Here is a 21641-nt window from a genome sequence, read left to right as displayed (position 1 = left end):
TAAGCTTTAATGATTATCGACAGATACAGTCGACTATTGGCACCTACTTTACGGTCTGACTCCCATTTACAGTCATAACGGATATGCATAAATGGTTTTAAAGCGTTTTTCGCCGACATCGTTGCATAACCGAGTCTTAATGCTAACACTCGTTGGCTTTCTATTCTCCACGATTACCGTGGCGTTGTTGGTTTTCCGCTATCTACAAGATGACTCAACCGAGCTATTGGTCGAACAACAGCAGGTGATGGTCGATATGGTGGTCAAACAGATCGATTCAGCGTTGCAAACACGCATCGACTACCTAGAAGCCTTTGCAGAAACCCTGCACAGTAAAAATACGCTTTACCCCAATGACCGAATCCAAACAGCGCTGAAACTCGATACGCATCTACAAAGCCTCTTCAGTGGTGGCGTGGTCGTGACCAGTAGCCAAGGCATTTCATTAGCCGACTACCCCACCGTGCCCAACCGTACCGGCTTAGACTATTCCGACCGACTGCACCTACAACAGGCACGACAACTCAAAGCCTCGGTGGTTACCGAACCACTACTGGGCAAAGGCTTGAATAGCCCACTGTTTGCGATCAACACACCGATTCTCTCTGCTTCTGGCGAGATTCTCGGATTCCTGTTTGGCGTCAACCTTCTAGCCCAAGACAATCTATTAAAAAGCCTCTCACAGCCAACCCTCAATGACAGTGGCCGAACACTGATTATCGACCCCAACTTGGGCATCTATGTTACCGATACCGATAAAGGCGTGGCACTGGAGAGTTACCGCCATGAACAACACTGCGACTGTATTGAACTGTTAGAAAGAGGCATCACTTCAGGTATCACAGACAGTATCGAGGGCGAGCCCGTCATCTTCACCTCCGCCAAATTAAATCACATGGGTTGGATTGTTATTCGTAACTATCCACTGCATAAAGCGATGCAGACCATCAACCATTTGAGTGAAAAAATCATCTGGGTGATTTTCATTACCAGTTTATTGATGGCCGGCATCATCGCCTATCTCTTAAAAAAGTTATTAAGGCCGCTGACCACGGCCACAAGAGATATCCAAAAGATGGCGGAAGGCACGCTGCAAACACAAGAGCTCACCATCAATGGCCATGATGAGGTGGGTCAATTATTAGCGGCTTTTAATCAGCTCAACCGCAATCAAAATCGCTACCAGCAGGCGCTAAAAGAATCCGAAGAACGTTACCGGCTCACCCTCGAAGCGACCCAAACAGGCCTGTGGAGTTGGGATCTGCGCGATAATTCCATTCATTGGGACAATCAGTGTTATCAGATGATCGGTTATCAGGATCAAGCCTTTCAGCTCGACACAACCCTACTGCGTAAATTGATGCACCCTGATGATCAAGTCCATTTTTTCAGCAGCTTTCTGCCTCAGTTACTCAACAACGATTCGGCTGAAATGCAGTTCCGTTTACTGACCCATGACAACCGCTGGCACTGGGTGAAAAGCCGAGGTAAACCGATCCGCTTCAGTGAGACTCATCAGCCATTGGTGGTCGCGGGCACCCATATGGACTTTGAGCAGCAGAAACAAACCGAGCAGATGCGACTCGCCGCGGCCGCCTTTGAAAGTAACGACGCCATAATGATCATCAATGCTGAACATAGCATCATCAAGGTGAATAATGCCTTCAGCCAGATCACAGGCTATAGCGCCAAAGAAGCCATCGGCCAGCGCTATACACTGCTTCATTCGGGCGTTCATAAAAGACCTTTTTACGAGGCACTGCTCGACAGTTTAAACCAAACGGGTAAATGGAAGGGCGAGATCTGGTATCGTCATAAAGACGGTTCTATCTATATCGCCCAAGTGAGTATTAATACTCTGTTTAACGATGACAACTCGGTGTATCAACGCATCGTCACCTTCGCCGACATCACCGAAAAGAAGCGTACCGAAGAGCTCATCTGGAAACAGGCTAACTTCGATCCCTTAACCAATCTGCCCAATCGACGCATGTTTATGGAGCGCCTAACCCATGAAATACGTCTGGCCGCCCGCTCAAAAACAACCCTTGCGCTGCTATTTTTAGATCTCGACAACTTTAAACAGATAAACGATACACTCGGCCACGGTGTCGGGGACCAACTATTAATCGAGGTCGCCGCCCGCTTTACCCAACTGATTCGCGGGAGCGATACCGTCTGCCGACTCGGAGGCGATGAGTTCACCCTCATTTTACCCCAGATCGACGGCCCCGCTCAGGTAAAACAGGTCGGTGATAAAATACTTAACGTTCTAAAACAACCCTTTAAGCTAGACCATCAATTACGCTACATCTCCGCCAGTATTGGCGCAGCCCTTTACCCGCAAGACAGTCAAGATGCCGAACAGCTGATCAATATGGCCGATCAGGCGATGTACTCAGCCAAAGAAGCGGGACGCGGCAGACTCAAGCTGTTCGTTCCCGGTATGCAGGCCATATCGCTTAAACGTACCCAGCTAACCAAAGATCTACAGCTTGCGATTAAGAGGGAACAGTTCCAATTGTATTATCAACCGGTTATCTCGTTAGAGGATATGTCAGTCGTCAAAGCCGAAGCGCTGATTCGTTGGAACCACCCGCAAGAGGGACTCATGTTTCCCCATCAGTTCATGCAACTTGCGGAGCAAAGTGGCACCATCCAAGCCATAGGCGACTGGGTTTTCGAAGCGGCGGTTCAACAGGCTAAGCAGTGGCGTCATCAGTTAAACCCCCACTTACAAATTTGCATCAACGCCTGTCAGGCGCACTTTGAAACCAAAGATAGTGGCAGTGCCCACCAGCGCTGGATTGATATAGCCCGTGAGACCGAGATGGAACCGGCCTCCATCAGCGTTGAAATCAGCGAAGGCCTACTGATGGAATCGTCCACTGATACCCAAGACAAAATAGATCAATTACGCGAGGCGGGTATACAGATTGGTTTGGATGACTTTGGCACCAGTTTTTCCTCACTCGCCCATCTAAGCCGGATGAATATCGACTATCTCAAAATCGACCGTACCTTTATTCGCAACCTAAACGCGGACTCAGAGGATCTAACCCTTTGCAACGCCATTATCGTGATGGCCCATACACTGGGATTAAAAGTGATCGCCGAAGGGATTGAAACTCAAGAGCAGCATCAATTGATGCTGCAGGCTGAGTGTGACTATAGTCAGGGATTTTTCTATGCCAGCGCCATGACGCCAGAACAGTTCGAACAGTGGCACAAAACCTTCAAACTCTCACCGCCGATAAATGATTGAGTCATGAAACATCATTAAACAACCACAAAAAAACAGTACTGCGGCGATGCGCCCGAAATAAGGCATTAAAACACAGAGGGATGATTCGCCGCTTTTTTAATCTCGGGGTGGTTCGCTAAAAACAACTGAACCACCTGCGGATCAAATAAAATACCCGATTGCTCATCGATATAACTCAGCGCTTTGTCCTCAGGCCAGCCTTTTTTGTACACCCGCTCTTCGAGTAGCGCATCATACACATCAATCACCGCAAACAGCCGAGCCGCCAACGGGATAGCTTCCCCCTGTAGTCCTTCGGGGTAACCACTGCCATCCCAACGTTCATGATGGCTATAGGGAATATCGATGGACGGTTGAAGAAACTCGATATCCTGCATCAAATCGCGAGCAATCACTGGATGCTGCTGCATCACCGCTAGCTCATCGGCGTTGAGTGGGCCCGGTTTAATCAACACCGAATCGGGAATACCCACCTTACCGGCATCATGCATCATCGCGCCCCGAGCGATATAGGTGAGTTGATCGCCGCTGATACCCATAAGACTGGCGAGTTTAACCGTCATTCGCGTCACCCGTAAGCTATGCACACCGGTTTCTTTATGGCGAACGTCCATCACCTGTACCCAGCCTTGCAGGGTCTGATCATAGCTTTTTCGTAGCTGCTGATTCACCTGACCAATACGCCGTAGATCTGCCCGCACTAACAGCAGTAATAAGAGTGAGGTACAGCCCACAAAGGCGAACCCTTTAAGGCTTTGCGCCAAAATAATAGCATCAGGTGAATGAAACACAGTGGCCACTATCGCGTCTGAAAAGTAGACCCAGACAGACGCCAATAGCAGATAGATGAACACGGTACGGTAGTATGGTTTTATCATCAGATACCTCGGCAAAAGCCACTCTGGTTAAAGACCGTTAATAGATTTATGGCCGCGCCCTGAAGCGATCATCTGTCTCGATACTCAAGCCACCTGAGCGGTTCAAGATTAGACTCAATCGCACATCAGAATCCGCGGCGTTACAACTCGTTAAGTTTTATAAAAATACGCTGCAACAGAGAAGCGACATCAGCGCCCTTAGGTGCTATTGCGCTACCCGCTTCAACATCCACTTTAGCGACGCCATCCCCTTGAAGCGGCGCTGTAATATAGGGGTTGCTGTTACCCTGCAAAGCGGTAATCAGCTTATTTCGCTTGATCTCCCAACCATCAACCGGATCCCTAGCATTCCACACGGTAAACAGCTTTTCCTGTTTCGAACTAATTCTTAGACCGTATTGATCACGCATATAAAAATAGGTACGGGCGATATCTCCCTGCCGGTTTTGCGGGGGCTCTACCTTGCGGCCTTTAAAGTTCACTTCCATATCACAGCGACCATATACCCGAGGCTCACCTTCAAGCTGGGCAAAACTATAATTAGAACGATCGCCATTCACTTCGCCGATCGCCGGTACGAGGTTATGCAGGTCGGACTCCATTCGCTTAAAACCTTCGACCCTTTTACAGGCCTTACGCCCACCGTCTTGCCAACACTGTAGTTGGTGACCAAATGCCCACGCCGGTACGACATGCTCCCACTCGATACGGCTGGCCCTATTGGCATTCTTACGGGGGGTATAGCCACAGCTATTCCAATCCGGCACCAGTTTTTTACCCACCGATTGATAATCACAACCGCAATAGAAACTCACCGGATGTTCCTGATACATCTTTGCAAGAAGACGTTTTGACTTACTGAAAGACGGTCCTGATGCAGCAACCACACAGGTAGATAATAGCCACACACCGAGTGCAGCCCAAACGCGCAGGGACATAAATATTCTTTACCACGACAACAGAAATCCATCCCTGAAACTCACTATCCTTAGCGAGGATTTAAAAAAGATAGGCAATATAGGAGATATATAACCGGCTTACTTTCGATTACCGATACGGTAGTTACCGGTCTGATGAAACTGTACGACCTGTTTACGCTTACGGCCAATTAATATCGGGCCATCATCAAAGAAGAGAAAGTTTTTCCAATGCTGACGAAAGATCGCCCAAGAAGTTTCAATCACATGCTCGCTGCTGTAACAAAACCAGACAACCGTATCGTCTTCCCACTGTAGGTGTTCTGAGAGGATATCTGGCAAAGCATTTTCTTCGGATTCCCACCGCTGTTGCCAGTGGTCGGTTTCTAGCCAAGTGTCCGCTTTACTCGCCCAATCATCCGCATTAAACAGGCTCGGATGGTTGCACCGGTTGCTAATCTGCTGAGTCCATACCTGTTCAGCACGGGCTTCGGTCAATGGTTTAATCTGTGCCAAATCCTCATCACTGATGGGCAGGTCTTTATGCCTGAAAATCCAGGCTCTTTTGTATTGCTCAACCGGCAAATAGCTCATGGTAACTCGATGATTTAAAGTTCAATAAAAGGCGTGTCACTATACCAGAATGAACCTCAGCAACAATCAGAACCATGCCTTTAAAACCAAATTCCCCGATAAAAGGTAAGCTTAATCTCAGCGGCTTAATAATCTAACCGGCGAGCCTGCCAAAAGTACTGACGCCAGTAGGGATTATCGACACGAGAAATCATCACGCCACGGCTCGTTGAGGCATGCAGAAACTCGCCCCGACCGACATAGATACCCACGTGCCGCCCTTTAGCGCCTGGTCGATAAAACAGTAGATCTCCCGGCTGTAACGACCGGCCCGCTACCCGCATACCCTCGGCCGCTTGATCGGCAGTGGTTCGCGGCAACTGGACACCAAACTGTTGTTGAAAAGCTTGCTGCGTAAAGCTAGAGCAATCGACCCCCTGCTTAGTGGTACCCCCTAACCGATAAGGCACCCCTTGCCAGGTCTGATAGTGCTGCAGTAATCGCTGCCTCACCGCCATATCTTCACCACTTTCATCAAACATCGGCGCTGTCCCGTCCGTGATGATAGGGTCATCATAATAGGTCTGTGTACCACAGCCCCCTAAACTCAAAAGGCATAACAACGCCATACAATATTTCATCATAAAAACCTGCCCGCTCAGCTATACTGTCGTAAATGAATCTGTTTTGCCGTCGGTATCGACACCGTTACACAACAGCCTATTATTCTCTATCGCTAAAGGAAACAACAATGCTTCATATTCTGCCAGAAACCGCCGGTGATATTATGGTGCTTCAAGCCACGGGAAAACTCACCACGGCTGACTATCAGGATACATTTTTACCTTTATTAGAGGAGAAAGTTGCTACCCACGGTGGTGTACGCTGTTTGATCTACCTTGATCACGATTTTAAAGGCTTAGAAGTCGGTGCAATGTGGGAAGATACGAAACTAGGCCTACAACACAACCGTGATTTTATCCGCCTAGCGGTTGTTGGCGACGGCGCTTGGCTCGATTGGGCACTCAAATTAGGCGCCCTCTTTATAAAAGGCGAAACCAAGCATTTCACCGAGAATCAGTTCTTACAGGCGCTTCACTGGATTGATGCGGGTGATTAACCGCTATTTACTGAACACTATTGCTTACACGCTATCACTTAACAATATGCTAAACATCTCAGGCTTGAGAGATAACCCTTAAGCCTGCCCTCGGTGGCATAAAAACCGCCAAACGTTTCAACACCAAATCTTGATCTGAATCCCTAAGCCTGCACCCCGTTTCTGCTACGCTAATGCCATGCTTTAATCGAAGGTGGATATCATGGATTCTCACAGCCAAAAACGGACATTACAGAGCGCTAGCGAAACTAGCGAAACACCGGTGTGGCATACCTACGACGCACAGCAGGTCAACGACCGTTTACACACCTCCCCTCAAGGACTCAGCGGGGCAGAGGCCGCCCAACGTCAGCAGCAATATGGTGCCAACCAACTCCCACCGGCTAAGCGTCGCAGTGGCCTGATGCGCTTACTGGCACAATTTCATAACGTGCTGATCTATGTACTACTGGTTGCGGCTGTCGTCACCGCGTTGCTGGGCCACAGTATCGATTCTGGGGTTATTATCGCCGTCGTTCTCATTAACTCCCTCGTCGGTTTCATTCAGGAGGGTAAAGCCGAGAAAGCCATCGACGCGGTGCGTAATATGCTTTCCCAACAAGCGGTGGTGATTCGCGATGGGCATCGACAGGAAGTGCCCGCCGAAGCGCTAGTCCCCGGTGATATTGTCTTTATACAGTCCGGTGATCGAGTACCGGCAGACCTACATCTACACAAGGTCAAAGAGCTTAATATTGAGGAAGCCCTACTCACTGGCGAGTCCGTACCGGTACTGAAACAAACTCAACCGGTCGCCGCTAATGCTGATCTTGGCGACCGGACGAACATCGCCTTTTCTGGCACCTTAGTCACTTATGGCCAAGGCACCGGTACCGTGGTGGCCACTGGGGCACAGACCGAGATTGGCCGTATTAGCACCCTGCTAGCCGATGTTTCCGCCCTCACCACCCCACTCACCCGTCAATTAGATAGCTTTGCGCGTTGGTTAACCGGCTCGATTCTACTGATCGCGCTGGCAACCATGCTGTTTGGTTCTTGGGTTCGGGGTTACGCACTGGAAGATATGTTTCTCGCCGCGGTTGGCCTTGCGGTCGCCGCTATTCCAGAAGGCTTGCCCGCCGTTATTACTATTGCCTTGGCCATCGGGGTACAGCGGATGGCTAACCGTCATGCGATTATCCGTCGCCTACCCGCAGTAGAGACATTGGGCTCAGTATCGGTCATCTGCTCCGATAAAACCGGCACCCTTACCCGTAATGAGATGACTGTGACCACCGTGGTCTCGGCCTGCTGCAACGCGGATATCAGTGGCGCAGGGTACAATCCCCATGGCACCTTCACCTGTAACCATCAGGACCTCAATCTCAGCAATCTACCGGAGCTACAACAGCTCTGTCGCGCCAGCATACTCTGTAACGAAGCTCAGTTACGTCAAAAAAACGATGAGTGGATCATCGAAGGAGACCCTACCGAGGGAGCACTCTTAGTCCTGGGCGCCAAATCGGGCCTTGATCTGACCGAACTGCCGTTAGAGATGCCCCGTGATGACCTGATTCCCTTCGAATCCGAGCATCGCTTTATGGCTACCCTTCACCATGATCATAACGGTAATGGCGTTATCTATATCAAAGGCGCCATCGAAGCTATTTTGCCCCGCTGCCAATGGCAGATGAGCCATGGCCATGAAGAAAAACTAGATAGCGACTACTGGAGCCAACAACAGGAACAGATCGCCAATCAAGGCCAAAGAACGCTCGCACTGGCGATGCTTAGGGTTGATGAAAACCATCGTATTCTCCATTTTGATGATGTCAGCAAAGGGTTAGTCATGCTCGGCCTCGTCGGCATTATTGACCCTCCCCGTGAGGAGGCGATTCAAGCCGTCGCCGAATGTCACCGCGCCGGCATCCAAGTCAAAATGATTACGGGCGATCACATTGCAACCGCCTCTGCCATCGCTCGACAGATGGGTATTACCGATAGCCCCCGTGCGATGACGGGCAACGAAGTCGAACAGCTCAGCGATAGTGAGCTTCAGGCGCGGGTAGAACAGGTTGATGTGTTTGCCCGCTCGAGCCCTGAACACAAATTACGCATTGTTCAAGCGTTACAAGCTTGTCAGCATGTTGTCGCCATGACCGGTGACGGCGTCAACGATGCCCCCGCCTTAAAACGGGCTGATGTCGGCACGGCGATGGGCATCAAAGGCACCGAGGCGGCGAAAGAAGCATCTGAGATGGTGTTGGCGGATGATAACTTCGCCTCTATCACCTATGCCGTTGAAGAGGGTCGTACGGTTTTCGATAACATCAAAAAATCGATTCTGTTTATCCTGCCCACGAATGGCGGTGAAGCACTCACCGTGATCGCGGCCATTGCCTTCGGTACGATGCTGCCGGTGACCCCTGCCCAGATTCTTTGGGTCAATATGATCACCGCAGTGACACTCGCCCTGTCGCTCACATTTGAATCAACCGAACCGGGCGTGATGCTACGACCACCGCGCAATACCCGCAGCCCGATATTATCGCCCTTTATGATCTGGCGAATTATCTTTGTCTCATTACTGATGGTCAGCGCCACCTTTGGGCTATTCCTCTGGGAACGCAGTAATGGCACCGATATCGATACAGCTCGGACGATTGCGGTCAATACCTTGGTGGTATTGGAGGTGTTCTATCTATTGAATTCACGCTACCTCACCCGCTCCGTACTGAGCCGAGATGGGCTACTAGGTAACCGTTATGCGCTCTATGCGATCGCTATCGTCATGGCGTTCCAACTGCTATTTACCTACCTGCCGATTATGCAGTTATTCTTTCACACCGAAGCACTGAGTCTCGCGGATTGGGGCAAAATACTGGTTGTTGGCCTGATACTGTTTCTGGCCGTGGAGTTGGAGAAAAAGCTGCTTCACTCGGTCAGCAAAACGGAATAAACGACTTAGCAACCCAAACTGAGGTATCTCTTTTGCTATTACAGCATCAAATAGGGCATAATTGATCGTTTATTATACACATCAGGAGGAATTGAACATGATCAAGCGTCAAACCAAATCCGAACTGCGCAAACAATTGCAGCTGCAAACACAGGCCTTTCTCAAAAAAGGTGGTGAAGTAGCGGAAGTTGAAACCGGCGCGACAGGTCTGATCAATGGCTCCTATCGTAACGCAGGTTTTATTCTTAACCCTCAGCGGCAAGAACGCACACCGCTGAACGGCGTTCTCGCCCAAATAGATGCCCGTAAAGCAGAGCGGACGCAAAGAAGTAGCCCGCCAAAGAGCACTCGACAGCGGAAAAAAGTGATCTATGATGATTTTGGCGAGCCATTACGCGTAGTGTTTGAATAACACCATTGAGTTAAATATCTTCATTTCAACGCAGTTTTAAGTCATCCCCTGTCGTCCTTGGCAAAAACGATCTGCCAATCACGACAGCCTTAGCCGTACCCCTTAAGCGCAATACCTATTTAAAGTTTAAGCAACTACTTAAGTGACCCACTAAGCAACCGGCTTCTCACGGGCATACCTTTCTGGTTGATTTCCAGCCTATCGATCAGGCTAGCCGTTACCTTTTGACAAATTGCTTGCTCAGCCTAACGCTGAGACCGTCTCAATAGTGAATCCTCGTACGACCCAATGACGAAGTGCTTCTGTGATATTAGCCTACCGCAGACAGCCGATATTTATAACCTGACTCTCGAGGCCTATCGGCGCAAACTATGACTGGGTTTCATCTCCTCTTGGAGGGGCGTCAGGACGACCTTCAGGATGACCATCCGGGCCGCTAGGTCGCACCTTCTGCGGTTTCACAATCGACGATGACCGGTGCTTAGGTAAAGGCATCCTTAGCAAACAAAGAAAGAAAGATCTATGCCCTTAGGCTTAGCCTGTTCGCCGCTAACAACTTTGTGATGGTCTTTATGGGCGTTCCCGTGATCATGAAAATGAGAGCAGCCGGCTAAGGTGAGCGTACTAAAGGCCATGACACCTATCAATAATCGGTTCTTTAAACTCATCAGTTATATCCTTTTCAAACAGCATCTATGCTTAATCAGCGTAGATCATGCCGTACAAATGTGCAGACAATAAGAATCCTAGAACAACGTTGGAACAACGCGTCAGCCAATAAGCCTTAAGCCACTGAGAGAGCCGCTACCGAGCTGGCAACGGCGTTACGATGACTCAGTCCTGACACTCTTTCTTGTGACGCCGCTTCGGTTTTTTAGGCGGCAGAGAATCCACGAATGCGGTACAGAGATTTAGCCAATAGATAAGGTCTTCATCCGACTCAAATCCCTCGGAAAGAACATAAACCATGCTGCGAATAGGCTTGCCGGTAAAATCCATGTCGGTGACATAGGGTTTAGCTAAGCAACGCTCATAATGATCGGGCCCTATACGCGCCATCAGCTTATCGCCTATGATGGCGCAGCACATATGTTCAGAAAGCAAAAAACATAAACCACCGAACATTCTTTTCACCACTAGATCGTGACGATTGTTAAAATGCTCGTAAAGTCTTGCTTCTAAACCTCGATCAAATGCCATAATTGACGAATATTTCACTCCTATCGGTCTTTAAGGCCAGTGTCGTTATGCTAAATTGCCCGTTAACATCACCGCTGAGGGCTGCTGAGATGACAACCCTAACCCACAGACTGTCCTTACATGATCATTATCATTTCAAGGCAGCAATAATATCATCGGGCTCTGAACGTGTGCGGTAATCCACATCAACATAACGCCAGGTGACAACGCCATCACGGCCGATAATAAAGGTGGCTGGTATCGGTAATACGTGACCATTGCCGTTATTAATGTCGGCCAGATCAAGCTGGCGATCCACTCGCATATGCTCAGCCATAAATTCAGGCACTTCCCAAGCGACACCAAACGCAGCAGCCACTTGAGCATCTTGATCTGATAATACACTGAAATCCATTTCACTGATGGCGTCTTTTGTCATTGAGCCATCCGGCACCTGCGGACTGATGGCAACCAACTGAGCCCCCAAGGCATGAATCTCATCTAAGCGAGCACTCAAGGCTCTAAGCTGCAAGTTACAATACGGGCACCAGCTGCCCCGGTAAAAAGTCACGATCAACGGACCATGTTTGAGTAAGTCGGCTAACGAGACCGATTGACCATCGGCATCCGGCAGCGAGAATTCAGGCGCTTTGTCGCCAATATCGATCGCACCGTTTCCCTGCTGAAAAGCTTTTGCCTGCGCAATGATCTCATCGACCCGTTGCATAAATTCAGGATTCGCTTGCCGTCCCGCTTCGATCTTTGCTTCTGTTTGCTCTTTTAAGCTTTTCATATTTTTCTAACAATACTCACAGATTTAATCATCGCTGAATTCTGCTGGAAAAACGTAACAATAGATAGATCCGCTCAGCTGATCTCATATAAACGATCAGGACAGTGTGGCAGTGCCTGCCTAACAATGCCGCTACCACTTAATACTGTTATCTCAGCGACATAGATCATCCATAAAGGCCGCCTTATTCCACAAACATCGATTTACACCGTAAACAGCACCTAAAAGTTGAATTTAATCCACCGAGTGATGTCTTCTGGTATAACCCATTTTCATCTGATTATTAAAACAAGAGCTATTTTAAATGAAATTAATGAAACGCCTCGCACTATGCATCCTGTACCTTACAGCCCTCGTTTCACTTAATAGCTATGCTGCACCCAAGTCAGAACGCTGGGATCACTGGGTGCAAAACGACCCGCAGAGCGCCGCTGTTATTACCCATAGTGAATGGGATCACTTTCTCTCAACCTATGTCGTAGTAAATGACGATAGCGACACAGCCCTGCGGGGAATCAACACACTTAACTACGCTCAGGTGACGCCTACCGACAAGCAGGCTTTAAAGTCTTACATTGCTAAACTCACGGCACTGCCCATTAGTGAATATAACCGAGATCAACAACGGGCGTATTGGATCAACCTTTATAATGCGTTAACCATTGATGTAGTACTCGATCACTACCCGGTTAAATCCATTATGGATATAAAACTCTCAGGCTTTTTCACCCGCGGGCCATGGGAAGAAAAACTGGTGACGATAGAACAGCAGCCTGTCAGCCTTAATGATATAGAGCACCGTATTCTGCGACCTATCTGGAACGATCCCAGAACCCATTACGCGGTCAACTGTGCATCTCTTGGCTGCCCAAACCTAAGCACCCAGGCTTACACCGCAGAAAATATGGAACAACAGCTCGAGCAGGCAGCAAGCGCCTTTATCAACCACCCACGCGGCGCTAACGTCAGCAACGGTAAGTTAATCGTATCGAGTATCTATAACTGGTTTAAAGAGGATTTTGGTGACAGTGATACACAGATTATCCAACACTTAAAGCAGTACGCCAACGCACCGCTTAAACAACAACTCGCCACCATACAACAGATCTCAGATGACCAATATGATTGGCAGCTAAACGAAATACAATAAGAGTACGCAACCTGCCTTAGCGTTAACCCGCTAAGGCAGCCATCGTTCGTCAATTGAGGCCCTAAAGACCTACTACCCGACTAAAAAGTACGCACACCAGAGCTATATCGCTCGCTTAAAATACGCTATCCATGCAGTCAGTGATCATAGGCTTCTAGCCCGTTATTCTCATCCTAATGTCTCAAACGCCCTCCTCGCTTTTACCGTATACTGTGCTATAAATAATAGGTGAGTTCGTTATAACTGCAGCAAAATTCACTGGGTAGATTTTTATAAAATATAAACGCTAACCAGTTAGTTTTGAAAAAATCTTGAAAAGTAAGCTCCCAAAAGAGCAGCAGTCAATCTATTCATGCACATATCAACGAGCCCAAGACTAAATGATATTAAAAAACAGTAGAATAAAAAAAGCACTTCCCTTGTTAACCGTTATTTTCTTCTTGTTTTCGTTGCTATTGATATGGGGGTTTTTGACGCTCAATCACAGTAATTATTTTCATCAACTCAATATGCGTCACTTCAAACACACTGCTGAGTTAACGGGACTGGTGTACGAACCCACACGATTATTTTCGACCGATAACCCCATCGACCTCAACCAAATCCGTACCGTTATCAATAATATTCGTGCTCAGCCCAACGAGTGTCTATCCATTATCGGTACCTCTGATAGGCTACTCATGCATCTCATTGGCACTGATTCCGTCATTAACATTTGTCAACGTGATGTCAAAAGCGCCGATGAAACACTCGATATATTAACACGTTATGAGCATGGCGAAGTCGATATACAGGTATTACAAAATCAGTTAACTAAGGTCCTTGCTGAATTCAAAGCTAATTCCATCCAATTTGAAAGACCGGTTGAAAAAACCGCTAACTTTATAGCCAACATTACCATCGCCTTAATCATTTTATCGTCAACCGTGGTATTATTTTTTACCATATGGTTATCCCGCGCCGTTTCCCTCGTACTCACTAAGCGAGAAGAGGCTATGACGGCCCTCGCGCAGAGTGAGGAACGCAACAAACAGCTCGCCTACAATGACACCTTAACCGGCTTACCCAATAGAAATTCACTAGAACATACAATCAACACCGCGATTGCGAGATCGAACCGTAGCAAATCACAGTTTGCGGTGATGTTTATCGACCTCGACCAATTCAAAGATATCAACGACAGCTTAGGCCACACCGTGGGTGATGAACTACTCATGGAAATGGGTAAACGTATTGACGATACCTTGCGGGAAAACGATTCAGTGGTACGCTTTGGTGGCGACGAGTTTGTCGCGGTGACAGATTGCTTTGATTCCACGGAAATCACCGATTTAATTGCTCAGCGCATTATCGATGCCATTCGCGAGCCAGTAAAATTAACTAACATTGAATCCTATATCACGGCCAGTATCGGCATTGCCTGCTACCCACAAAATGGCATCAATGCCACCACCCTGCTAAAGCATGCAGATACCGCCATGTATCAAGCTAAGAATGCGGGTAAAAATCAGCATCAAGCCTACGACAAACAAACTTCGCATAAGCAGAACCGTAGACTCAATATCGTCAACCAGCTTCATCAGGCTATTAGTAATAATGAATTCAGCCTAGCTTATCAACCGGTGGTCAGATTAGCAGATGGCTGCACCGTTGGCAGCGAAGCACTGCTACGCTGGACGAATGCCGACAATGAAACCATTGGGCCCGATGAGTTTATTCCTATTGCCGAAAACTCAGGGCAGATTATCGAGATTGGCAACTGGGTTCTCCTACAAGCCTTTCAACAGTGCAAAATCTGGCACGATGCCGGCGCCATAAACCATGCCATGGCCATTAATGTCTCATCCCAACAACTGAAAGACCCGCTGTTTGCTAAGCGACTCGCCGATCTTTTAACCCGCTTCTCCTTACCGGCACAATGCATCAATATCGAAATCACCGAAAACAGCATCGTGACCGAAGACCAAAACAGTGTAACCACTTTATATGAATTAGGTGAGCTGGGTACTCGATTGCTACTCGATGACTTCGGTACAGGCTATTCCTGTTTAAGTTACCTGAAAGATTTACCCTTTGATGTACTAAAGATTGATAAAAGCTTTATGCCCGCTAACACCACGATTGCCTCCACCATTATCGCCATGGGGCATGAGCTAAATATGGAAATCATTGCTGAGGGCATCGAAAGCCAAGACTGTTATGAGTATCTCAAAAACCTAAACTGCCAATATGGTCAGGGGTATTTATTCCAAAAACCGGTTCCCCCTCATGAGTTCGACATTTTCAAGCGCTTCGATTGAGTTGCCTTCTATGACGGGACAGCCCATTCGGCTGTCGCTAAAGCAACGAGTTTAGCTACCCTAGTGAGCGTCCCTACTGAGCGCCCTTAATGAGCATAAGTCTCGCCTAGAGTTAACCCTTGTCGTCTGTGGTCATTATAAATTCGTTATCATTGGGTATCGGGTATTCTTCACACTGAGCAGCGGCCGATGCATATTGATCCTGTGAAATATCAACCCAGTAAGCATCACCCAGCCAGTTAAACAGATAACGCTTATCAACAAACTGTGAATAATGATGCCCGACAATATACTTCAATGCTTCTGACGCTGCTTTAGCCTCTGGCTCAGGCTGAACATATAAAGGATTGCGTCTTTTTTCCATAAAATGCAAATAAAGACCCTCATCACATAGCAATAAGTGCTTGGGCTCCGCGCCTCTTTTCGACCAGATAGCCTGTTCAGGCTTCAACTCAATGGCATATTTAAAAACATCAGATACTTTATAGACATGGCCGGTAATAACGCCTTTTTCAACTTCGTTCTGATCCATTTTTTCAACCATCAAAACATGATCACTGTCGAGCTGAACACTCCTATTACTCACCGCAGTGGCCGTAACGGACCGATCACAACCGGCCAACATCAGGCAGACGAATGGCACGATTCCTAAAGCGATTTTCTTATTGAATATAACCACAAATAATAGCGCCTTTTATCTCCATGAGTCGTGAATATTAACCTTGGTTGAATGCTATGCCTCAGACGTCAACCGGCTATTGCTTGCTATCCTATTGTGTTTGTAACATTCCGCTTGAGTGCCCCAAGCGTTGAACGCTCAACAACAGCGATATAGCAAATTCATATTAGGTTTGAAGGTCAACTATCCAACGATAATGAGCTAGGGTCAAGCGACTGAGTGGGCGAAAAATCACCAAGAACATCCGTTAGGAGCGATAAGATCGCGTTAATGTCTTGGCCTTACAATATCGCCGCCAGAGGCAGCTCCTACAACAGAATTGAATACATGCTTGCTGTTCTGTGTGGGAGCCCCTTCTAGGGGCGATAAGGTGCGGCTCGTTCCTCACCGTCACCCTACATATGATAGAGCCGCTACATATTTGTTTGTATCGTACGTAGGGGGCTGGTGAGCTTTGCGAACCGCACCATAGCCGTTAATGTCTTGGCCTTACAATATCGCCGCCAGAGGCAGCTCCTACAACAGAATTGAATTCATAGTGGGTGTTCTGTCTGGGAGCCCCTTCTAGGGGCGATAAGGTGCGGTTCGTTCCTCACCGTCACCCTACATATGATCGACTCAGCGAGAATAGCTGAGAATAACACCCTTAAACGGATTATCCATAAAGTCGGGCTGGGCGGGACGTTCTATGGATAATGTAAACCCCTCTTCTTCCATCGCTTTACTGAAGCGAGCATGGCGTCCGCGGCCGGGGTCGACCAATATCACCTCACCTTCAGGGTTACTGTGCTGACAGATAAAGTTGGTCAACTGTTTCACATGCTCATCTTCATAGAGAAGATCACTACCGATAATGAGATCAAACTTACCTAACTCTGTTTCAGGGTCAGCCCAACCCGTGCGGACAAAAGGCACTCGAGAATCATTATTGAGGTCGGTATTAAGCTGCATAAATCCCTCGGCGCGAGGGTGGTAATCGGTGGCGGTGATATCGGCATGGAGGTGATTCAACAGAATACTGGTAAGACCGATGCCGCAGCCGACTTCCAGGATGCGTTTGCCTTTAAAATCGGTGTGATACAGATGGTGAGCAAGCACTTGACCCGATGGCCAAACAATACCAAATAAAGGCCAAGTGGCAGATGAAATGCCTAAGGCTTCGGCCTCGCCATTATCGTCTTCAAATTCCTGATTACTGCGCAGACTGCGCAGATGGATATCAACTTTATCAAACTCATGGGTTTCGTAACGAACGCGTATTGTCATATAGACTCCTGCTAGATTGGGTAAATAGCAGATGGCTTGAAATACAACGGTTACTTCACAAGGAATATGCTTTGAATAGACAGATTACAGTAGATATAGGCAAATAGCGAACGGTGACAATAGCGAAAAAACGCACCAAAAGGTGCGTTTTATAGATAAAGATTAAGGCTTTAAAAGATTAACTAGTCTGTTCGATAACCTTATCGCAGATATAGTTACCGATGGGTATTGCTGAGGTAGCTGCCGGTGATGGTGCATTGCACACATGCAAAGAACGCGGGCTTTCAGCGAAGAGAAAATCATGCACCAGTGAGCCATCATTCATCACCGCCTGTGCTCGGATGCCTGCTGGATAAGGCTGTAGATCTTCAACTTTCAACTGCGGACAGTACTTCTGTACCAGCTTCAAATAGCCCGGTTTCCAGAGAGAATTTTTCGTCTCCACAATACCCGTACCAATATTGGCCTTTAGCACGCGCCAAAAACCGGGGAACGTCACCATATCCCAGATATCCCGCAAGCTGATATTGATTTTGCCATAGCCTTCCCGCTTCCAACCCTGAACCGCATTGGGACCCACCGTGACGGACCCATCAATCATCCGCGTTAAATGAACCCCAAGGAATGGCAACTCAGGATCGGGAATGGGATAGATAAGATGATTCACAATACTATTGTATTTGCTCGGCAACTTATAATATTCGCCACGGAATGGAATAATCTGAAAATCTGTTTTGATACCCAGCATTTTCGTGGTGCGATCCGCCATTAAGCCGGAACAGGTAATCAGGAATTTGCCCTTAAAGCTAACCTTTTCACCTTGATGCATGGCTTCTACCATCACCTCATCAGCGGTCTCCTGCAAACCAACGACCTGATGGTTTAGACGGGCATCGCCTCCCATCTCGACGAAGCGTTCGGCCATTTTAGTGGTCACCTGCTGATAATTAACGATCGCCGTATCTTTAACCAACATGCCACCCACACCGATAATATTCGGCTCGCGGGCTTTCAGTTGTACAGCATCCAACAGTTCAACATCGATGCCATTGTCATGACAACGTTGATACAGCGCTTGCATCCGCTCCGCTTCCAGTGCATTGGTAGCCACCAGCAGCTTGCCGCACTGATTGTAGGGTACATCGTTGTCATCACAGAACTTCATCGTCGCGGCAACACCCGCTTTACAGAACTGTGCTTTCAGGCTGCCGGGCGCATAGTAAACCCCCGCATGAATCACTCCGCTGTTATGCCCCGTTTGATGTTTTGAATAAACGGATTCTTTTTCCAACAGCAGAATATTAGCGTCAGGAAAGCGCTGCTTTAACTGCCAACCGGTGGACATACCGACGATGCCTCCGCCGATGATAATGTAATCGTATGTCATGGTTATCACCCGTTATTCTGGAATCAATGGAACGCTTCATTAAACGCGATTAAACATCGCCCATCAGTAGCGGCAGCGCTTAAACGCCCCCGCCCTGACAGCCGACCCTACTTTACTTAGTGAAATGACCACGCTGGCGCAGCAATTCACGGCTAAGTTGAGGATGAGCGACAAATTTATCACGGCCATGCAGCCAGCAATGGTTTTGTGCAACCAACATGGTACCAACCGGCAAACGTACACGGAAGAAGTTTTCATCGGCTTCTAGTGACGCACCCATCTCATACAGATAGAGACCTTCGGCCATGTTCTGTGGCTCGGCAAATTGGTCGATAAACAGCATGTTCGGCTTACGATTTTTATCTTCTTCAAAAAAGATCGGGTGTTTGATTTTGTTTTCAACATTTTTAGATTTAGGCGCGCCCCAGACAATATCCTGTTTTGCCAGTGGGTGATGATAGAACTTATCCAACTCGGCCCAGTCATCCACATGCAACAGCAACGAATCACCGCCTTCCATGTGCGCTTCGCCGAGTTTTTGCATCAAGACAAAATCGGTACGCTCGTTCACATAGGTGCCATCATTGTGCAGCTCCATACGACGATGCGCCTGACGCAGGTAACTATCAGAGTTATCATCATTCAGTACGGTGAAACGTGCATAGTACTTGCCATACATCGCATCATGGTTTGGCATACCGATAAGATGAGAGATCGCCGTTGATAGTTTAATATCAAACTCTGTACGCAGCTCGCCCTCGGCTGCCTCTGGCTGTCCTTCATACTGAAGCAAGAAAGCAGCAGTATCACGATCCTGCATGGTGGCATTGAGAAACTTACCCAGTGCGTGTCCGGTCAACGCATCCAGCTTATCCGCCACGGCAAAACGTAGAAACGGCTTGTATTCTAGTGCTTGTACGGGCCATTCACTGATCGCCTGATCAAACGCGGTCACGGTTTCCGCCGTCAACGTCACAACCTGCAAACGTTTGTTCGCAGCATAGGGAACAACGGAAAAACCATTAGATTGGGTCGTTTCAACTTCACGCAACAGAGCAGTCATCTTATTCTCTCCAAAACTGTATTTATTCTGATTAACGAACATCTCTATCGAGCGCTTCCTCCAAACATGCCGATCAACGTTCTGGCTAACGGCCTGTCGGCCCCTTAATACAGACGGGGCGATGAGTGTTCAGATAAAGACGCTCAAACTATGTGTTTTCTTGGCAGCTAATGAATCTTTATATTGATCTGCATCACTACCAACATCGACGCAATGCAATAATGTCGATGTTTTTACGTATCGTCAACAATATTTTCATATATTAATCTTAACTATTAAATGTCGGTAAATTAAAATAGGCTGTATAGAGTGGCGCAATTCATCAATAAGCCTTTTAAAAACAACTGAATAAGACCCTATCAATGATGACGTACAGCAACGTAACAATACCCGACAATGGCGATAGCTCTGCCCTAAAAGTGGTAGGTGATCTGAAACAGGACATTCTGACTGGTTACTTTGAGCCCGGCGAAAAGCTCAAAATGAACCGCCTGAAAGAGCGCTATCAAGTGGGTGTGAGTCCATTGCGTGAAGCACTTTCTCAGCTATTGATTGAACAACTGGTGGTGGTTGAAAACCAACGGGGCTTTAAGGTGCATCCGGTTTCTCGGGAAGAGATGTTGGATATCTATGCGACACGAGCAGAAATAGAAGCCCTCTGTATCGGTCTGGCGATAGAAAAAGGGGATGATGAGTGGGAAGCGGGCATCTTAGCCGCCGCTCATACCATGCAGAAGTTTAGCGATATGATCGAAACAGACCCACAGGAGTGGGAACGACGTCATCAGGCGTTTCATACGGCGATCGCACGGGGTTGTAACTCCCCTACCTTGCTACAGGTGCGTCGCTCTCTTTACGAAAAAGCCTCCCGTTATCGTAACCTATGGCTGAAAAAGAATATGGCCAACAGTCTCGTTTTCGATGCCAATCAAAAAGAACATCAGCAACTGATCGATGCGTTACTCAAGGGTGAAGGCGACAGCGCCCGTGCCTTGATCCGACAACACCTGCTTAGCCCAAGCCGCGCATTAGAAAAAACCCCGGGGCTGGAAGCCCTATCGGGGTAAATTTTATTAGGTTGTCACTCGCCTTATTGCGACACCATTAACCTGCTTTTCAAGCAAAAGGCGCGACACCAATCAACCACTGATGCGCCCACAACACCGTCACAACATATAGGGCGAGTCCTAGGATGATCAGAATCACATCGTTAACCCAAGATTCTGGCACGCCAGGCACCGGCCGCGGCTGACGTCTTTTCATCGAGATACGATCAATCACCGCCCAAGCAAGAAAACTACCAAAGAGTACTAAGTCAGCTAAGGTGCCGTTGACCAACAGGTGGGATAACGCCCAGAGCTTAACCGCCACTAACTGAGGGTGCCCCAATGTTCGCTTAATCCGCCCGGGAAAATAGGGCGCCAAAGCAAACACAAACACCGGTAGTAATAACAGCGCCGCCAGATGTCGCGTCCAGCGAGGGCTGACATAGATTAGATAAGGGTCGAGCCGAGCGGCAGCATAGCCACTGATAATCAACCAAAGTCCCAGCAAAGAAACTGCCGCATAAAAGAGTTTCCAGCCCAACTCGCTCACGGCAACCGCTCTGTTTCGCAATGGTTCAGCGACAATGGAGACGGAGTGGATACCGAGAAAAAGAATCAAACCCAAGATTAAAACCAGCATTGTTAGTTCCTTTGCATACGTGCATTCAATAAACC

19 protein-coding genes are annotated in these 21641 nt (G+C 48.0%); 7 read left to right on the top strand and 12 right to left on the bottom strand.

Annotated elements, in window-relative coordinates; translation table 11 throughout:
• The first annotated feature begins 91 nt into the window (after positions 1-91).
• Entirely contained in the window at positions 92-3265 is a 3174-nt protein-coding gene (locus tag EH243_RS00430) for a bifunctional diguanylate cyclase/phosphodiesterase (RefSeq protein WP_126156662.1), read from the top strand.
• A 65-nt stretch (positions 3266-3330) separates the two neighbouring features.
• On the opposite strand, the gene EH243_RS00425 is transcribed toward EH243_RS00430, so the two are convergent.
• From EH243_RS00425 to EH243_RS00410, 4 genes are all read right to left on the bottom strand, one after another.
• The gene (locus EH243_RS00425; protein ID WP_206441459.1) at positions 3331-4143 is read right to left on the bottom strand and encodes an HD-GYP domain-containing protein; all 813 of its coding nucleotides are present in this window, start codon (positions 4141-4143) and stop codon (positions 3331-3333) included.
• A gap of 140 nt (positions 4144-4283) precedes the next feature.
• Positions 4284-5081 (bottom strand): endonuclease, encoded by a 798-nt coding sequence (locus EH243_RS00420; protein ID WP_126156661.1) that lies wholly within the window; start codon positions 5079-5081, stop codon positions 4284-4286.
• A gap of 99 nt (positions 5082-5180) precedes the next feature.
• The gene (locus EH243_RS00415; RefSeq protein ID WP_126156660.1) at positions 5181-5654 is read right to left on the bottom strand and encodes a DUF2947 domain-containing protein; all 474 of its coding nucleotides are present in this window, start codon (positions 5652-5654) and stop codon (positions 5181-5183) included.
• A gap of 125 nt (positions 5655-5779) precedes the next feature.
• Positions 5780-6274 carry an NlpC/P60 family protein gene (locus EH243_RS00410; protein WP_241234953.1) on the bottom strand — a complete coding sequence of 165 codons (495 nt, stop codon included), beginning with the start codon at positions 6272-6274 and terminating at the stop codon, positions 5780-5782.
• Between the two features lie 110 nt (positions 6275-6384).
• On the opposite strand from EH243_RS00410, the gene EH243_RS00405 reads away from it, so the two are divergent.
• The 3 genes from EH243_RS00405 (at position 6385) to EH243_RS00395 (ending at position 10103) form a co-directional block, all read left to right on the top strand.
• Positions 6385-6753 carry a SpoIIAA family protein gene (locus EH243_RS00405; protein WP_126156659.1) on the top strand — a complete coding sequence of 123 codons (369 nt, stop codon included), beginning with the start codon at positions 6385-6387 and terminating at the stop codon, positions 6751-6753.
• 202 nt (positions 6754-6955) lie between these two features.
• Positions 6956-9691 carry a cation-transporting P-type ATPase gene (locus tag EH243_RS00400; RefSeq protein ID WP_126156658.1) on the top strand — a complete coding sequence of 912 codons (2736 nt, stop codon included), beginning with the start codon at positions 6956-6958 and terminating at the stop codon, positions 9689-9691.
• 97 nt (positions 9692-9788) lie between these two features.
• On the top strand, positions 9789-10103 hold the full coding sequence (locus EH243_RS00395; protein ID WP_126156657.1) for a hypothetical protein: 315 nt from the start codon (positions 9789-9791) through the stop codon (positions 10101-10103).
• Positions 10104-10600: 497 nt separating this feature from the next.
• On the opposite strand, the gene EH243_RS18490 is transcribed toward EH243_RS00395, so the two are convergent.
• The 3 genes from EH243_RS18490 to EH243_RS00385 all read right to left on the bottom strand — a co-directional run bounded on the left by EH243_RS18490 (position 10601) and on the right by EH243_RS00385 (position 12075).
• Positions 10601-10771 (bottom strand): hypothetical protein, encoded by a 171-nt coding sequence (locus EH243_RS18490; RefSeq protein ID WP_164549007.1) that lies wholly within the window; start codon positions 10769-10771, stop codon positions 10601-10603.
• A 166-nt stretch (positions 10772-10937) separates the two neighbouring features.
• Entirely contained in the window at positions 10938-11303 is a 366-nt protein-coding gene (locus EH243_RS00390) for a TfoX/Sxy family protein (protein ID WP_126156656.1), read from the bottom strand.
• Between the two features lie 130 nt (positions 11304-11433).
• Positions 11434-12075, bottom strand: a complete 642-nt coding sequence (locus EH243_RS00385) for a peroxiredoxin-like family protein (protein WP_126156655.1) — start codon at positions 12073-12075, stop codon at positions 11434-11436.
• Positions 12076-12379: 304 nt separating this feature from the next.
• On the opposite strand from EH243_RS00385, the gene EH243_RS00380 reads away from it, so the two are divergent.
• Positions 12380-13225, top strand: coding sequence for a DUF547 domain-containing protein (locus EH243_RS00380; RefSeq protein ID WP_126156654.1), 846 nt, complete (start codon positions 12380-12382; stop codon positions 13223-13225).
• Positions 13226-13695: 470 nt separating this feature from the next.
• Positions 13696-15525 carry a putative bifunctional diguanylate cyclase/phosphodiesterase gene (locus tag EH243_RS00375; RefSeq protein ID WP_164549006.1) on the top strand — a complete coding sequence of 610 codons (1830 nt, stop codon included), beginning with the start codon at positions 13696-13698 and terminating at the stop codon, positions 15523-15525.
• Positions 15526-15637: 112 nt separating this feature from the next.
• On the opposite strand, the gene EH243_RS00370 is transcribed toward EH243_RS00375, so the two are convergent.
• From EH243_RS00370 to glaH, 4 genes are all read right to left on the bottom strand, one after another.
• A complete protein-coding gene (locus EH243_RS00370; protein ID WP_126156652.1) occupies positions 15638-16204 on the bottom strand; it encodes a hypothetical protein in 567 nt (188 codons plus the stop codon).
• 618 nt (positions 16205-16822) lie between these two features.
• A complete protein-coding gene (locus EH243_RS00365) occupies positions 16823-17470 on the bottom strand; it encodes a class I SAM-dependent methyltransferase (protein WP_126156651.1) in 648 nt (215 codons plus the stop codon).
• Positions 17471-17648: 178 nt separating this feature from the next.
• Positions 17649-18857 carry an L-2-hydroxyglutarate oxidase gene (gene lhgO, locus EH243_RS00360; protein ID WP_126156650.1) on the bottom strand — a complete coding sequence of 403 codons (1209 nt, stop codon included), beginning with the start codon at positions 18855-18857 and terminating at the stop codon, positions 17649-17651.
• 112 nt (positions 18858-18969) lie between these two features.
• Positions 18970-19920, bottom strand: coding sequence for a glutarate dioxygenase GlaH (gene glaH / locus EH243_RS00355; protein ID WP_126156649.1), 951 nt, complete (start codon positions 19918-19920; stop codon positions 18970-18972).
• Between the two features lie 362 nt (positions 19921-20282).
• On the opposite strand from glaH, the gene csiR reads away from it, so the two are divergent.
• Positions 20283-20987 (top strand): DNA-binding transcriptional regulator CsiR, encoded by a 705-nt coding sequence (gene csiR, locus EH243_RS00350; protein ID WP_338142337.1) that lies wholly within the window; start codon positions 20283-20285, stop codon positions 20985-20987.
• Positions 20988-21036: 49 nt separating this feature from the next.
• Here the strand turns inward: csiR and EH243_RS00345 are convergent, their stop codons facing one another.
• A complete protein-coding gene (locus EH243_RS00345) occupies positions 21037-21606 on the bottom strand; it encodes an NnrU family protein (RefSeq protein WP_126156648.1) in 570 nt (189 codons plus the stop codon).
• Between the last annotated feature and the right edge of the window lie 35 nt (positions 21607-21641).

Origin of the sequence: Amphritea opalescens, assembly GCF_003957515.1 — a bacterium.
GTDB lineage: Bacteria > Pseudomonadota > Gammaproteobacteria > Pseudomonadales > Balneatricaceae > Amphritea > Amphritea opalescens.
This window is presented reverse-complemented; position numbering and strand designations above follow the sequence as displayed.